The following is a 13,650-nucleotide window of genomic DNA, read 5'->3' as shown; positions in this document are numbered from 1 at the left end:
GCAGTTCCAAGCGATGACGAAAGTGTTGCCCGGACGGCTACAGAATCAGCCCGCCATCGACGACCAGAGTCTGGCCGATGATGTAGGACGACAGCGGCGAGGCCAGGAACAGCGCCGCGCCCGCCATGTCGGCCGGCGTGCCCAATCGCCGCAGCGGGATGCGCGCGAGCGCGCCTTCGAGCCGCTTGGGATTGTCGGTCGTCACCTTCGTCATCTTGGTGTCGACGAGGCCCGGAGCGATGCCGTTGACGCGGATGCCGTCCTCGGCCCAGGCCTCGCCGAGGGTTCGCGTCAATCCGACCGCGCCGGTCTTCGACGCGTTGTAGGCGGGATTGCCCATGGTGGAATGATAGGCCGCGGTCGAGGACACCATGATCAGCGCGCCCTTGGCATCCCGCAACATGGAATGAAACCGCGTCGCACAGGCCATCAGGCTCATCAGGTTGACCTCGACCACCTTGCGGAAGCCGGCCATCTCGAACTCGCCGCGGCGATAGAGCACCGCGCCTTGCGCCAGCACGAGCACGTCGAGCCTGTCGAACGACGGCTTGAACGCCTCGATCGCGCCGGGATTGCTGACATCGAGCTGCGCGTAGGAAAGGCCCGTGAGATCGGAGCCTTCTTCCGCAGAATATTCCGCTGCACGAGCCCGCGTGCCGCACACCGCGACCTGCGCGCCCCGCGTGCGAAAAGCCTGCGCGATGCCGTTGCCGATCCCGCTCGAGCCGCCGACGACCAGCACCTGCTTGCCTGAGAAATCGAGCTCGTTCGCCATGGCGGCCTCCCTTTTGTCTTGCTTTGTTTGACCTGTCTGCGGATCGATGCCAGCCTTGTCAATCATAACAAGAACAAGCAGCGTTCCGAGGAAACAACATGTCCGGGTTCAAGGAGCTCAGCCGGTCCGTCAAGGGCCTGACCGTTCTCGTCACCGGCGCGGCCAGCGGCATGGGGCGTGCCACCGCGCGCGTGTTCGCCGCCGAGGGCGCCAATGTCGCCGTCACCGATTACGACGCGCAGGGCGCGCAGGCGGTGGCCGCGGAGATCGCCGCGAGCGGTGGCGCAGGACAAGCGTGGAAGCTCGACGTTGCCGACGGCGGCGAGATCAAGCGCGTGGTGAATGAGGTCGCCGCGCATTTCGGCGGGCTCGACATCGTCGTCAACAACGCCGGCATCTCCGTCCGTGTTGCGATCGACGACGAGAGCTATGAGGACGCCTGGGCGAGGGGCATCGCCGTGATGCTGACGGCGCATCCGCGCATCATCCGCGCCGCGCTGCCGCATCTGCGCAAGTCGAGATGCCCGCGCATCGTCAACATCGCCTCGACCGAGGCGCTCGGCGCCACCGCGTTGCACAGCCCCTATTCGGCGGCGAAGGGCGGCGTTGCCAGCCTGACCCGCTCGCTCGCCGTGGAGCTCGGCCGCGAGGGCATCACCGTCAACTGCATCTGCCCCGGCCCGATCCGCACCGCCATCACCGATCGCATCTCCGAGGAGCACAAGACGATCTACGCCAAGCGCCGCACCGCACTCGGCCGTTACGGCGATCCCGAGGAGGTCGCGCATATGACCTTGAGCCTGTGCCTGCCGGCGGCGTCCTTCCTCACCGGCGTGGTGATCCCGGTCGACGGCGGGCTGATGGCGCGGAACGCGTGAGAGGCATGCGCGCCGCGCGTTGACAAGTCCGAGCGCGGGAGTAGCTTTTTCGTCGACAGAGCGGGACCAACCGCTCGCGATACGCGGGAGAGAACGTCATGACGATCGCCATCCGGCAGCTGCAGAAACATTTCGTCGGCGAGGTGTCCGGCCTCGATCTGCGCAAGCCTCTCACCGAGGCCGAAGCACGCGAGGTCGAGGCCGCCATGGACAAATACGCGGTGCTGGTGTTCCACGACCAGGACATCACAGACGAGCAGCAGATGGCCTTCGCCCTGAACTTCGGTCAGCGCGAGGAGGCCCGCGGCGGCAACATCACCAAGGCCGATGAATACCGCCTCACCTCGGGCCTCAACGACGTCTCCAACCTCGGCAAGGACGGCAAGCCGCTGCCGAAGGACAGCCGCGCCAATCTGTTCAATCTCGGCAATTGCCTGTGGCACTCCGACAGCTCGTTCCGCCCGATCCCGGCAAAATTCTCACTGCTGTCGGCGCGCGTGGTGAACCCGAAGGGCGGCAACACCGAGTTCGCCGACATGCGCGCCGCCTATGACGCGCTCGACGACGAGACCAAGGCGGAGATCGAAGACCTCGTCTGCGAGCACTCGCTGATGTATTCGCGGGGGTCGCTCGGCTTCACCGAATACACCGACGAGGAGAAGGAGATGTTCAAGCCGGTGCTGCAGCGGCTGGTGCGGACCCATCCCGTGCACCGTCGCAAGTCGCTGTATCTGTCGTCGCATGCCGGCAAGATCGTCGGCATGAGCGTGCCTGAAGGCCGCTTGCTGCTGCGCGATCTCAACGAGCACGCGACGCAAGCAGAATTCGTCTACGTCCACAAATGGAAGCTGCATGACCTCGTGATGTGGGACAACCGCCAGACCATGCATCGCGTCCGCCGCTACGACCAGTCGCAGCCCCGCGACATGCGCCGCGCGACGGTCGCGGGGACGGAGCCGACGGTACAGCAGCAGGCGGCGGAGTAATATAGTCTGCAACCGGTGTCATCGCCCGCGAAGGCGGGCGATCCAGTATTCCAGAGGCCTGCGTTGAAGGAAGCGTTCTCACCACATCTGCTACGGCGTACTGGGTCGCCCGGTCAAGCCGGGCGACGACTGCGGTAAGTGGAACCAATATAGCGGACCCTGATGCTACGCGTGTCCGGCCTCGTTCGAGAGCATCCCGGGATCGATGCCGATCTTCTGCAAAGCGCGGGTGTATTTGTCGTCGACGTCGTCGCCGAAGATCAGATCCGCATCGGCATCGCAATGCAGCCAGCCGTTGCTCTGGATCTCGGTCTCGAGCTGGCCCGGCGCCCAGCCGGCATAGCCGAGCGCGAGAATGGCGTGCTTGGGGCCGGAGCCGCTGGCGATGGCGCGCAGGATGTCGACGGTCGCCGTGAGGCAGACGCCGTCGTCGATCCGCAGCGTCGCGTTCTCGATGTAGAAGTCGCTGGAATGCAGCACGAAGCCGCGTCCGGTATCGACCGGGCCGCCACGCAGCACCTTCATGCTTTCGGCATTCTCCGGCAGCTTGATGTGCTCGCCCTTCTTGATGATGCCGAGCTGCTGCAACAGCTCGGGGAAGTCGATGCTGCCGGCCGGGTGGTTCACGATGATGCCCATCGCCCCTTCCGCCGAATGGGCGCAGAGATAGATCACCGAGCGCTCGAAACGGGAATCGCCCATCACGGGCATCGCGATCAGCAGCCGGCCGTCGAGATAACCGGCCGAATTGGGAAGCGCCGGACCCGCGCGGCGGGTGCTTTCGCCCGTTCTCTTTCCTGTGGGAGCCATCGGTGAAGCACTCCGGTTTCAATTCCTATCCTGATGTCGGCCCGAGCCGCTGTCAAATCAAGGCTTGCAGGGACGCGATTCGGCTGCATCCATCACAAGCAATTCAATGGTTTGCCCCGGGACGACCCTGTAAAGACGTGCCATGCTGACGAGAGTTCCCCTGCGTGCGGCGATTGGCGTCGCGACAACCCTGCTTGCGTCGTCGCTGGCCATCGCAGCCCGCGCCGATGACGCTTCGCCGTGGCAGCGCGACGGACATTCCGCGGTGCGGCTATTGGCGGGATCGCGCAGCGGCGCCGTCCTGCTCGGCGGTATCGCCTTCCAGCTCCAGCAGGGGTGGAAGACCTACTGGCGCAACCCCGGCGATTCCGGCGTTCCGCCGCGGTTCGACTTCTCGAAGTCGGACAATGTCGAGGCGGTGACGGTGATGTGGCCGGCGCCGCAAAAATTCGCCGACGGCGCCGGCGGCCATTCGATCGGCTATCACGATCAGATCGTGCTGCCCTTGCGCATCGTCGCCAAGGCCGCCGACAAGCCCGTGACCTTGCGTGCGGAGATCAATTACGCCGTGTGCGAGAAGCTCTGCATTCCGGTCGACGCCAAGCTCGAGCTCGGCTTCAACAACGTCGCCTCAACCGAGGACGCCAATTTGCGCGCCGCGCTCGACGCCGTGCCCAAGCCTGCCAGTATCGGCGATCTCAATCCGCTCACCATCCGCGACGTCAAGCGCGACGGGCCGAAGAACGTCGTCGTCGACGTGGTCACGCCCGACAGCCGCAACGTCAATCTGTTCGTGGAAGGCCCGACGCCCGATTGGGCGCTGCCGATTCCGGCGCCGGTGCAGCACGGCCCGCCCGGCGTGATGCGGTTTTCCTTCGAGCTCGACGGCCTGCCGCCGGGGGCCAAGCCGGATGGTGCGGCGTTGAAATTCACGCTGGTCGGGCCGGAGAAGGCCTACGAGTTCAATACGAACTTGGAATGAGTGCCGCGCTGTCCGGGACGACACCGAGGATGGAACGCCACCCAACCCAATCTTAACGAATGGTTGCTAATCCCTCACGCTGGGCGACCTGAGGGATTTTCGAATTGGCCGTGATGGATGCAGAACCCGCAACGACCGGACCGGCCGGGCTGATCGCGCGGCTGCGGGCCAGGCTGACGGGCGGGCCGAGCGAGGCCTCGCTGACGCGACGGCTCGCCGGCACCATCTTCATCATCCGCGTCATCAGCGCGGGCCTTGCCTATGTCTCTCAGGTGCTGCTGGCGCGCTGGATGGGCACGTCCGACTACGGCATCTACGTCTATGTCTGGACCTGGGTGCTGCTGCTCGGCAGCATGATGGACTTCGGCATCTCCGCTTCGGCACAGAAGATCATTCCGGAATATCGCGCCAGCAACGACCAGGCGTTGCTGCGCGGCTTTCTCTCCGGCAGTCGCTGGCTGACTTTTGCCGTGTCGACCCTGGTGTCGCTCGGCCTTGCCGGCATCGTCAGGCTGCTGTCGCCCTGGATCGATCCGGCCGAACAGCTGCCGCTCTATATCGGCTGCATGACCCTGCCCGCCTTTGTGGTCGCCAACACCCAGGACGGCATCGCGCGCTCGCATGACTGGATGCAGCTCGGGCTGATGCCGCAATTCATCATCCGCCAGGCGCTGATCATAGGCATCACCGGCGCGGCCTTCTTGCTCGGCTATCATCTCGGCGCCGTCGCCGCGATGGTGGCGAGCGCAGGCGCGGTGTGGATCGCGATGACCGGGCAGATGGTGGTGCTGAACCGCAAGCTCGCCGACCACATCGAGCCCGGACCCAAGACTTACGACATAAGCGGCTGGCTCGCGGTCTCGCTGCCGATCCTGCTGGTCGAGAGCTTCTACTTGCTGCTGTCCTATACCGACGTGCTGGTGCTGCAGCAGTTCCGTCCTTCCGACGAGGTCGGCGTCTACTTTGCGGTGGTGAAGACGCTGGCGCTGGTCTCCTTCATCCACTACGCGATGTCGGCGACGACGGCGCATCGCTTCGCCGAATACAACGCAAGCGGCGACAAGGCGCGGCTGTCGGCCTATGTGGCGCATGCGATCAACTGGACGTTCTGGCCGTCGCTGGCGGCGACCATCGTGCTGCTCGCGCTCGGCAAGCCGCTGCTCTGGTTGTTCGGGCCGCAATTCGTGGTCGGCTACGACATCATGTTCGTCGCCGCGATCGGGCTCGTGGTGCGCGCCGCGATCGGGCCGGTCGAGCGGCTGCTCAACATGCTCGGTCAGCAGAAGATCTGCGCACTCGCTTACGCGCTGGCCTTCGTGATGAACCTCGTGCTCTGCATCGCGCTGGTCCCGCGCTATGGCGGCCACGGCGCTGCTGCTGCGACCTCGATCTCCCTCACCTTCGAGACCGTGCTGTTGTTCTGGATCGTGCGGCAACGCCTTGGCCTGCACGTGCTGGCGTTCGGGAAATAGGCGCTGCACGCCTCGATGCCTGCTGCTTTGTCGGGGAACGGCACAGTCAGCGCACGCACGCGGACGAGGCAAAACGCCTCCGCTTTTTCAACGCGAGGCAATATTTTTCTTATTCTGCCGAGGTGGTTGCGCATCAGGGGAACCTTATCCTACGTCGTATTGCGTAACCGACCAGATCAACCTAAGATTATCCTGATATGCTTGATCCACTCTACGTCGCCTCTGGCTTCGGCGTCGGCCTCCTTGTCGGGATGACCGGCGTGGGCGGCGGCTCGTTGATGACGCCGCTCCTGATCCTGCTGTTCGGTGTTCATCCCTCCACGGCGGTCGGAACCGACCTGCTCTATGCCGCCGCGACCAAGGCCGGCGGCAGCGTGGTGCATGGCTGGTCGCGCAGCGTGCACTGGCCGGCGGTGCTGCGGCTCGCCTGCGGCAGCATTCCCGCGAGCGCGCTGACGCTGCTGGTGCTGTGGAAGCTCGACCTCGAGAACGATTCCGAGCGCAGCCTGGTCAATCTCGTGCTGTGCTTCGCGCTGCTGCTGACCGCGACCTCGCTGATCTTCCGCAAGTCGATCATGGAGCGCTATCGCAGCCGGCTGGAGCGCGTCGACGATCGCAACACCGCGATCGCGACCGTCGTGACCGGCATCGTGCTCGGCGTGCTGGTCTCGATCTCGTCGGTCGGCGCCGGTGCGGTCGGCGTCACCGTGCTGCTGCTGCTCTATCCGCGGCTGCCGATGGTGACCATCGTCGGCTCCGACATCGCCCATGCGGTGCCGCTGACGCTGGTCGCCGGCATGGGGCACTGGGCGCTCGGCGACGTGGATTGGGCCTTGATGGGCGTGCTGCTGATGGGCTCGCTGCCCGGCATCGTGGTGGGCAGCTACAGCGCGACGCGCGTGCCCGAGACGGTGTTGCGGCTGACGCTTGCCAGCGTGCTGTTCGTCGTCTCCGGCAAGATCATGTTTGCCGAGCTGAACCTGTCCTCGGCGTTCGTCACCGCCCTGGCCTGGACGCATTGAAGACAGGAGCGGCGCCCCGATCGAGGTGCCGTAGGGTGGGTTAGCCGAAGGCGTAACCCACCTCTTTTGTTTCCGCAGTCACAGAATTGGTGGGTTACGCCATACAGATGCGCTTCGCGCACCTGTATGGCTAACCCACCCTACGCACCGCGCTGCTACGCCGCGGTCCAGCCGCCGTCGATCGAGAGATTGGTGCCGGTGATCTGCGCGGCGTCGTCGCTGCACAGGAACAGTGCCAGCGCTGCGACCTGCTCGGAGGTGACGAATTCCTTGGTCGGCTGCGCCGCGAGCAGCACGTCGTTGATGACCTGCTCGCGCGTCAGATTGCGTGCCTTCATCGTGTCGGGGATCTGTTTCTCCACCAGCGGCGTCCAGACATAACCCGGGCTGATGCAGTTGCAGGTGATCTTGTGGGTCGCGACCTCCAGCGCCACGGTCTTGGTGAGACCGGCGATGCCGTGCTTGGCCGAGACGTAGGCCGACTTGAAGGGCGAGGCCACCAGCGAGTGCGCGGACGCCGTGTTGATGATGCGGCCCCAGCCCTTCTTCTTCATGCCGGGCACCGCGGCGCGGATGCCGTGGAAGGCGGAGGACAGGTTGATCGCGATGATCTGGTCCCACTTCTCGATCGGAAACTCCTCGACCGGCGAGACGAACTGGATGCCGGCATTGTTGACGAGGATGTCGACCGAGCCGAAGGTCGTCTCGCCGAGCGCGATCATCCCGGCGATCTCGGCGGGCTTGGTCATGTCGGCGGGCGAATAGATCGCCTTCACCTTGAACTCCTGCTCGATCCTGGCGCGTTCCTTCTCGATGTCCTCCGGCGTGCCGAAGCCGTTGATGACGACGTTGGCGCCGGCGCCGGCGAACGCACGCGCATAAGCGAGCCCGATGCCGCTGGTGGATCCGGTCACGACGGCGTTCTTGCCTGACAGACTACCCATTTGATTCGCTCCATTTTGCCGGGGGCGCGGAGACGTCCCCCGTGAGATCGTAGGTCACCATGGTCTCGCCGGACTGCGGCCGCTCGAGCCAATCCTTGTGGCGCATCGACAGGTGCACGTCGTTCACGCCGGCCTCCCAATGCTCGACCATGGCGACGTGCGAGAAATCGTAATCCTTCGACGAGGATTCGTAATTCTTGCTGCGGTAGATCAGGTGCACCACGGTGACGGTGCTTTCGCGCGACACTTTCGCGAGGAATTCGACGGACGGATCGTTCTTCAGGTAGTCCGGCAATTTGCCGATCAGGTCTCTCACGGCCTTGCGGGCGTTGTGCAGCTGCTTGTTCTTGTCGGTGTTCATCCGCGTGCGGCTGGAATAGCGGATGTCCTTCTCGCGCTCGGCGGCCTCCAGCAGCGACGTCGGCAGATCGCCGCGCGCCGAAAAGAGATCGACCTGGAAGATCAGCATGTCGCGATCGACCTCGGCATCGAGCACGTAGTCGAGCGGGGTGTTGGAGGCGATGCCGCCGTCCCAATAATGCTCGCCGTCGATGATCACCGAGGGAAAGCCGGGCGGCAGCGCGCCGGAGGCCATGATGTGCTCCGGGCCTATTTTCTTGCCGAGCTTCTTGAGCTCGTAATTGTCGAAATACTTGAAGTTGCCGGAGGTGACGCCGACCGCGCCGACCGACAGACGGGTCTTCAGGTCGTTGATGCGGTCGAAATCGACCAGGCGCTCCAGCGTCTTCTTCAAGGGCGCGGTGTCGTAATAGCTCTGGGCTTCGGGATGCCCCGGCGGCCACAGCGGCGCCGGAGGGACGCGCGGGACGAAGAAGCCGGGCACGCCGAAGGTGGCGATCAGCGCGGCACTGGTCGAGTTGAACAGCTCGCGGCTGTGATCGCTCTTGCCGATCGGCTTCCACGGCACCGGCGCGGAGACCATCTCCCAAAATTCCTTGAGCCGCTTGACGCGGGTCGGTCCCTCGTTGCCGGCGATGATGGCGGCGTTGACCGCGCCGATCGAGATGCCGGCGACCCATTCCGGCTCGAAGCCGGCGCCGCACAGCGCCTGATAGGCCCCCGCCTGGTAAGAGCCGAGCGCGCCGCCGCCCTGCAGGACCAGGACGCGTTGCGCATGCGCGGGGATGCGGGCGGATTCCGGGCTACGATCTGTCATCGGGGACCATTAGCAATGGCGCGCCACCGTGGCGACACTTCGCGACGGCGTCAATGCATGTCGGGATCAAGTCTGGCTCATCGCTCCGTCGAGGCCAGAATCATGGTCCAGAACACCTTGTACTTGGTGCCGGGGGCATAGCTCGCCGCGATGCCCAATTTTGTGACACCGCTCTTGAGCATGTTGGCGCGGTGCGGAGGCGAGTCGCGCCAGCCGGAAAAGGCTTCCGCCAGCGTATGATAGCCGGCCGAGATGTTCTCGACCGCGACGGTGGCGGGATAGCCGCCGGCGGCGAGCCGCTTGGCCAGAGGCGCGCGGACGTCATGGTCCATCTTGTTGGCGGCGGCCATGGCCTGGGACTGGGATTCCGCAAGCCGCATCAGATCGGGGTCGACCACGACCGTGCCGAGCATGTTGTTCTGGCGGTATTGCGAGATCATGATCGCGGCCGCCTGCGCATCGAGCTTGGAGCCCGGCACCGCCATGTCCGTATACATCGACGGCTGCTGGACCGGTGCCTCGTTGCCGGCACAGCCGGCGAGCAGCAAAGTGATGAGAATTGCGGCCGCAGCGCGCATGAAGGTGCCCCCGTATGAGGGGCCGTTGTTGCATATCAACAATGGCTGAAAGGTGAATTTTGAGGAAAATTTGAGCCGTCATTCCGGGGCAGTGCGAAGCATCGAACCCGCAATCACGGGGCCTTAGCCCGCAAATATCCGGTAACGGCGCGGCTCGAGGCCGATCGTGTCGCCGGCGCGCAGTTCCTTGTCGCGGGGGGCATCGATCTCGATGGTCTTGCCGCCTGACAATGCGATCTCGGCCCGCTGCACGGGGCCGAAATTGCGGACATGCTGCACCGAGCCCTCGAAGGCGCCGCTGCCCGGCGGGCCGACCACCATGTCATGTCGACGCACGAACAGTCTCGACGCGCCGGGCGCGAGCCCGTCCGCCGCAAGAGCGAGCGGCCGGTCGCCGAGCCTGACAACGCCGCCCTCGACCTGCACCGGCAACTCGATCGATTCGCCGATGAAGCCGTGGACGAAGGCGCTTGCCGGGCTGTCATAGACGTCGTCAGGCGAGCCGATCTGCTCGATCCTGCCCTTGTCCATGACCACGACGCGGTTGGCGACTTCCAGCGCCTCCTCCTGGTCATGGGTGACGAAGATCGAGGTGACGTTGATCTCGTGGTGGAGCGAGCGCAGCCACCTGCGCAGCTCCTTGCGCACCTTGGCGTCGAGCGCGCCGAACGGCTCGTCGAGCAACAGGATGCGCGGCTCGATCGCGAGCGCGCGGGCGAGCGCGATGCGCTGGCGCTGGCCGCCGGAGAGCTGGCTCGGATAGCGGCCGGAAAGCCAATCGAGCTGCACGAGGTCCAGCAGCTCCTTGACGCGCGCGCGGATGGTCGCTTCGTCCTTGCGGACCGCGCGCGGCTGCACGCGCAAGCCGAAGGCGACATTCTCGAACACCGTCATGTGGCGGAACAGCGCGTAGTGCTGGAACACGAAGCCGACATGCCGCTCGCGCGCGCCCTGCGCCAGCGCGTCCTCGCCGTTGATGAGGACTTCACCGGCGTCGGGCCAATCGAGGCCGGCGACGATCCTGAGCAGCGTGGTCTTTCCCGATCCCGACGGTCCGAGCAGCGCCACCAGCTCGCCGCCGTCGACCTTGAGGTCGACGCCGTCGAGGGCCTTGAAGCTGCCGAACGTCTTGACGAGATCTCTGACTTCAATGGTCACTTGCCTGTCCCTGGTCCAGATGGCGTTCCAGTACCGTCTTGGCGATCAGCGTAATCAGCGCCAGCATCGCGAGCAAGGAGGCAATCGCGAAGGCGGCGACGAAGTGGTATTCGTTGTAGAGGATCTCGACCAGCAGCGGCATCGTGTTGGTCTCGCCGCGGATATGGCCGGAGACGACCGAGACCGCGCCGAACTCGCCCATCGCCCGCGCGTTGCAGAGCAGGACGCCGTAGAGCACGCCCCATTTGATGTTGGGCAGCGTGACGCGGAAGAAGGTCTGCAGGCCCGAGGCGCCGAGGGAGATCGCGGCCTCCTCCTCCTGCGTGCCCTGCTCCTGCATCAGGGGAATCAGCGCACGCGCCACGAACGGGAAGGTCACGAAGGTGGTGGCGAGCGCGATGCCGGGCACCGCGAACAGGATCTGGATGTCGTGATCCCTCAGCCAGCTGCCGAGATAGCCCTGCGCGCCGAACAGCAGCACGAAGACGAGCCCGGAGATCACCGGACTCACCGAGAACGGCAGGTCGATCAGCGTGATCAGGAACGTCTTACCCGGGAAGTCAAATTTGGCGGTGGCCCAGGCGGCGACGAGGCCGAACACCAGATTGAGGCCCACCGAGATCGCTGCGACCAGCAGCGTCAGCCGGATCGCAGCCAGCGCCTCCGGATCGGCCAGCGCGGCAAAATAGGCGGCGATTCCCTTCGAGAACGCATGCGCGAACACCACCACCAGCGGCAGCACGACGAAAATGCCGAGAAACGCGACCGCGACAACGATGATGACAATGCGCACTGCCTTCGGCTCGGTGCGAAGATTGTCCCGCGCGAGGGCTTCACGTGCACGGGCCTTCTCGTCGGACGAGGTGACGGGACCTGAATGGGCGATCTGCATCGTCATGGTCCGACTCAGCGCGCCGGGATCCGGCTCTGCGCCCAGCGCTGGAGCCGGTTGACGGCCAGGATGACGACAAAGGAGACGACGAGCATGACCACCGCGATGGCAGTCGCGTCGGCATAGCGGAACTCGGACAGGCGGATCACGATCAGGAGCGGCGCGATCTCGGAGACGTTGGGCAGATTGCCGGCAATGAAGATCACCGAGCCGTATTCGCCGACCGCGCGGGCGAAGGCGAGCGCGAGCCCGGTGAGCAGCGCCGGCGCCAGCGAGGGCAGGATCACGCGCGTGATGGTCTGCCAGCGGTTGGCCCCCAGGCTGCCGGCGGCTTCCTCGATTTCGGGATCGAGGTCCTGCAGCACCGGCTGCACCGTGCGCACCACGAAGGGAATACCGATGAAGATCATGGCGACGAAGATGCCGACCGGCGTGAACGCCACCTTGATGCCGAGCGCCGCAAGCGGCGCCCCCAGCCAGCCCTGCTCGGCGAACAGCGCGGTCAGCGCGACGCCCGCCACCGCCGTCGGCAGCGCGAAGGGCACGTCGACGATGGCGTCGAACAGCCGGCGGCCGGGAAAGCGGTAGCGCACCAGCGCCCAGACGATGATGCTGCCCATGACGAGATTGACGCAGGCCGCGGCGAAGGCGAGGCCGAAGGAGACGCGCAGGGCATTCAGGGTGCGGCGGCTGGAGAGGATATTCCAGAACTGTTCGGGACTAAGCTCGAGCGATTTCAGGAACAGCCCGGCGAGCGGAATGAGGATGATGACGGACAGCCAGGACAGCGTCAGCCCCATCGTGAGACCGAAGCCCGGCAACGTCCGGCGTCGTGCTGCGATTGCGCTCACCAGGCCCCCTGCAAAAAAGCCTCTTAAGACAGCAGCCGATCAGTTCTTGTAGATCTGGTCAAAGATGCCGCCGTCGGCGAAATGTTCCTTCTGCGCCTTGGTCCAACCACCGAAAACGTCGTCGATCGTAAATAGTTCGAGCTTGGCGAAGGCGCTTTCATATTTCTTTGCGATCTCGGCATCGCGCGGGCGGTAGAAGTTGCGCGCGGCGATCTCCTGACCCTCCCTCGTGTACCAATATTGCAGGTACGCGTCGGCGGCATTGCGCGTGCCCTTCCTGTCGGCCACCTTGTCGACGATCGCGACCGGCGGCTCGGCCAGGATCGACTGCGGCGGCGCTACGATCTCGAACTTGTTCGCGCCGAATTCCTTCAGCGCGAGGAACGCCTCGTTCTCCCAGGCGAGCAGCACGTCGCCGACGCCGCGCTCGACGAAGGTCACGGTGGCGCCGCGCGCGCCGGTATCCAGTACCGGCACCTGCTGGTAGAGCTTTCCGATGAAATCCTTGGCCTTGTCGGCAGACCCGTATTTCTTCTGCGCAAAACCCCAGGCCGCAAGATAATTCCAGCGCGCACCGCCCGATGTCTTCGGGTTCGGCGTGATCACCGCGACCCCCGGCTTGATCAGATCGTCCCAGTCCTTGACGGCCTTTGGATTGCCCTTGCGCACCAGGAATACGATGGTCGAGGTGTACGGTGATGAATTCTGCGGCAGCCGCTTCTGCCAGTCGACCGCGGTAAGGCGCTTGGCTGCGATTGCATCGATGTCGTAGGCGAGCGCGAGCGTCACCACGTCGGCCTGCAAGCCGTCGATCACGGCGCGGGCCTGCGAGCCGCTGCCGCCATGCGACTGCTTGATCTCGACACTCTTGCCGGTCTCCTTCTGATAGGCATTCGCAAATGCCTTGTTGAACTCGGCATAGAGCTCGCGGGTCGGATCGTACGACACGTTCAACAGGTTGATGTCAGCGGCAATAGCTGCGCTTGCCAAGAAACCCGTCAAGACGAGACCTGCAGCGAGCGGAACGATACGGCGCATCATGTCCATCTCCATTCGCTTCACTGACATCGGTGTCGGCGAAGGCAGGCGAAACTCGCGGCGAAACGCGCTCAAGTCAACGAAACC

The 13,650-nt window shown here is 64.9% G+C and carries 14 protein-coding genes; 5 read left to right on the top strand and 9 right to left on the bottom strand.

The features are described 5' to 3' along the window. Positions 1 to 37 precede the first annotated feature (37 nt). Entirely contained in the window at positions 38 to 775 is a 738-nt protein-coding gene (locus DCM80_RS17815; protein ID WP_257192882.1) for an SDR family NAD(P)-dependent oxidoreductase, read from the bottom strand. 98 nt (positions 776 to 873) lie between these two features. On the opposite strand from DCM80_RS17815, the gene DCM80_RS17810 reads away from it, so the two are divergent. Further along, complete coding sequence (locus tag DCM80_RS17810; protein WP_257192881.1) at positions 874 to 1,653, top strand: SDR family NAD(P)-dependent oxidoreductase; 780 nt, start codon at positions 874 to 876, stop codon at positions 1,651 to 1,653. 98 nt (positions 1,654 to 1,751) lie between these two features. Next, the gene (locus DCM80_RS17805) at positions 1,752 to 2,639 is read left to right on the top strand and encodes a TauD/TfdA family dioxygenase (RefSeq protein ID WP_257192880.1); all 888 of its coding nucleotides are present in this window, start codon (positions 1,752 to 1,754) and stop codon (positions 2,637 to 2,639) included. Positions 2,640 to 2,804: 165 nt separating this feature from the next. Here the strand turns inward: DCM80_RS17805 and DCM80_RS17800 are convergent, their stop codons facing one another. Beyond that, positions 2,805 to 3,449 (bottom strand): YqgE/AlgH family protein, encoded by a 645-nt coding sequence (locus tag DCM80_RS17800; protein WP_028138486.1) that lies wholly within the window; start codon positions 3,447 to 3,449, stop codon positions 2,805 to 2,807. Between the two features lie 142 nt (positions 3,450 to 3,591). On the opposite strand from DCM80_RS17800, the gene DCM80_RS17795 reads away from it, so the two are divergent. The 3 genes from DCM80_RS17795 (at position 3,592) to DCM80_RS17785 (ending at position 6,925) form a co-directional block, all read left to right on the top strand. Beyond that, positions 3,592 to 4,431, top strand: a complete 840-nt coding sequence (locus DCM80_RS17795) for a protein-disulfide reductase DsbD domain-containing protein (RefSeq protein ID WP_257192879.1) — start codon at positions 3,592 to 3,594, stop codon at positions 4,429 to 4,431. 104 nt (positions 4,432 to 4,535) lie between these two features. Continuing rightward, positions 4,536 to 5,903 (top strand): flippase, encoded by a 1,368-nt coding sequence (locus tag DCM80_RS17790; protein WP_373569360.1) that lies wholly within the window; start codon positions 4,536 to 4,538, stop codon positions 5,901 to 5,903. Between the two features lie 197 nt (positions 5,904 to 6,100). Further along, positions 6,101 to 6,925, top strand: a complete 825-nt coding sequence (locus DCM80_RS17785; RefSeq protein WP_257192876.1) for a sulfite exporter TauE/SafE family protein — start codon at positions 6,101 to 6,103, stop codon at positions 6,923 to 6,925. 155 nt (positions 6,926 to 7,080) lie between these two features. On the opposite strand, the gene DCM80_RS17780 is transcribed toward DCM80_RS17785, so the two are convergent. From DCM80_RS17780 to DCM80_RS17750, 7 genes are all read right to left on the bottom strand, one after another. Further along, positions 7,081 to 7,869, bottom strand: a complete 789-nt coding sequence (locus DCM80_RS17780; protein ID WP_257176663.1) for a 3-hydroxybutyrate dehydrogenase — start codon at positions 7,867 to 7,869, stop codon at positions 7,081 to 7,083. Next, a complete protein-coding gene (locus DCM80_RS17775; protein WP_257192875.1) occupies positions 7,862 to 9,046 on the bottom strand; it encodes a patatin-like phospholipase family protein in 1,185 nt (394 codons plus the stop codon). Before DCM80_RS17775 ends, DCM80_RS17780 begins: the two co-directional genes overlap by 8 nt. Before the next feature lie 77 nt (positions 9,047 to 9,123). Then, positions 9,124 to 9,624, bottom strand: a complete 501-nt coding sequence (locus DCM80_RS17770; RefSeq protein WP_028138492.1) for a CAP domain-containing protein — start codon at positions 9,622 to 9,624, stop codon at positions 9,124 to 9,126. Between the two features lie 123 nt (positions 9,625 to 9,747). Next, the gene (locus tag DCM80_RS17765) at positions 9,748 to 10,782 is read right to left on the bottom strand and encodes a sulfate/molybdate ABC transporter ATP-binding protein (protein ID WP_257192874.1); all 1,035 of its coding nucleotides are present in this window, start codon (positions 10,780 to 10,782) and stop codon (positions 9,748 to 9,750) included. Then, positions 10,772 to 11,680 (bottom strand): sulfate ABC transporter permease subunit CysW, encoded by a 909-nt coding sequence (gene cysW / locus DCM80_RS17760; protein WP_257192873.1) that lies wholly within the window; start codon positions 11,678 to 11,680, stop codon positions 10,772 to 10,774. Before cysW ends, DCM80_RS17765 begins: the two co-directional genes overlap by 11 nt. Positions 11,681 to 11,688: 8 nt before the next feature. Then, positions 11,689 to 12,525 (bottom strand): sulfate ABC transporter permease subunit CysT, encoded by an 837-nt coding sequence (cysT, locus tag DCM80_RS17755; protein WP_257176658.1) that lies wholly within the window; start codon positions 12,523 to 12,525, stop codon positions 11,689 to 11,691. Positions 12,526 to 12,564: 39 nt separating this feature from the next. After that, positions 12,565 to 13,578, bottom strand: coding sequence for a sulfate ABC transporter substrate-binding protein (locus tag DCM80_RS17750; RefSeq protein ID WP_257197967.1), 1,014 nt, complete (start codon positions 13,576 to 13,578; stop codon positions 12,565 to 12,567). Positions 13,579 to 13,650: the final 72 nt, after the last annotated feature.

Origin of the sequence: Bradyrhizobium sp. WBOS08, assembly GCF_024585125.1 — a bacterium.
Classification (GTDB): domain Bacteria; phylum Pseudomonadota; class Alphaproteobacteria; order Rhizobiales; family Xanthobacteraceae; genus Bradyrhizobium; species Bradyrhizobium japonicum_B.
The sequence above is the reverse complement of the archived record's forward strand: the minus strand, read 5'-3'. Positions and strand labels throughout refer to the sequence as shown.

Excerpts from the sequence above, each read along its gene's own strand:
- DCM80_RS17770 (WP_028138492.1), bottom strand. The coding sequence starts at position 9,624 with ATGCGCGCTGCGGCCGCAATTCTCATCACTTTGCTGCTCGCCGGCTGT.
- DCM80_RS17800 (WP_028138486.1), bottom strand. The coding sequence starts at position 3,449 with ATGGCTCCCACAGGAAAGAGAACGGGCGAAAGCACCCGCCGCGCGGGT.
- DCM80_RS17750 (WP_257197967.1), bottom strand. The coding sequence starts at position 13,578 with ATGGAGATGGACATGATGCGCCGTATCGTTCCGCTCGCTGCAGGTCTC.
- DCM80_RS17805 (WP_257192880.1), top strand. The coding sequence starts at position 1,752 with ATGACGATCGCCATCCGGCAGCTGCAGAAACATTTCGTCGGCGAGGTG.
- DCM80_RS17780 (WP_257176663.1), bottom strand. The coding sequence starts at position 7,869 with ATGGGTAGTCTGTCAGGCAAGAACGCCGTCGTGACCGGATCCACCAGC.
- DCM80_RS17810 (WP_257192881.1), top strand. The coding sequence starts at position 874 with ATGTCCGGGTTCAAGGAGCTCAGCCGGTCCGTCAAGGGCCTGACCGTT.
- DCM80_RS17775 (WP_257192875.1), bottom strand. The coding sequence starts at position 9,046 with ATGACAGATCGTAGCCCGGAATCCGCCCGCATCCCCGCGCATGCGCAA.
- DCM80_RS17785 (WP_257192876.1), top strand. The coding sequence starts at position 6,101 with ATGCTTGATCCACTCTACGTCGCCTCTGGCTTCGGCGTCGGCCTCCTT.
- cysW (WP_257192873.1), bottom strand. The coding sequence starts at position 11,680 with ATGACGATGCAGATCGCCCATTCAGGTCCCGTCACCTCGTCCGACGAG.
- DCM80_RS17795 (WP_257192879.1), top strand. The coding sequence starts at position 3,592 with ATGCTGACGAGAGTTCCCCTGCGTGCGGCGATTGGCGTCGCGACAACC.
- DCM80_RS17815 (WP_257192882.1), bottom strand. The coding sequence starts at position 775 with ATGGCGAACGAGCTCGATTTCTCAGGCAAGCAGGTGCTGGTCGTCGGC.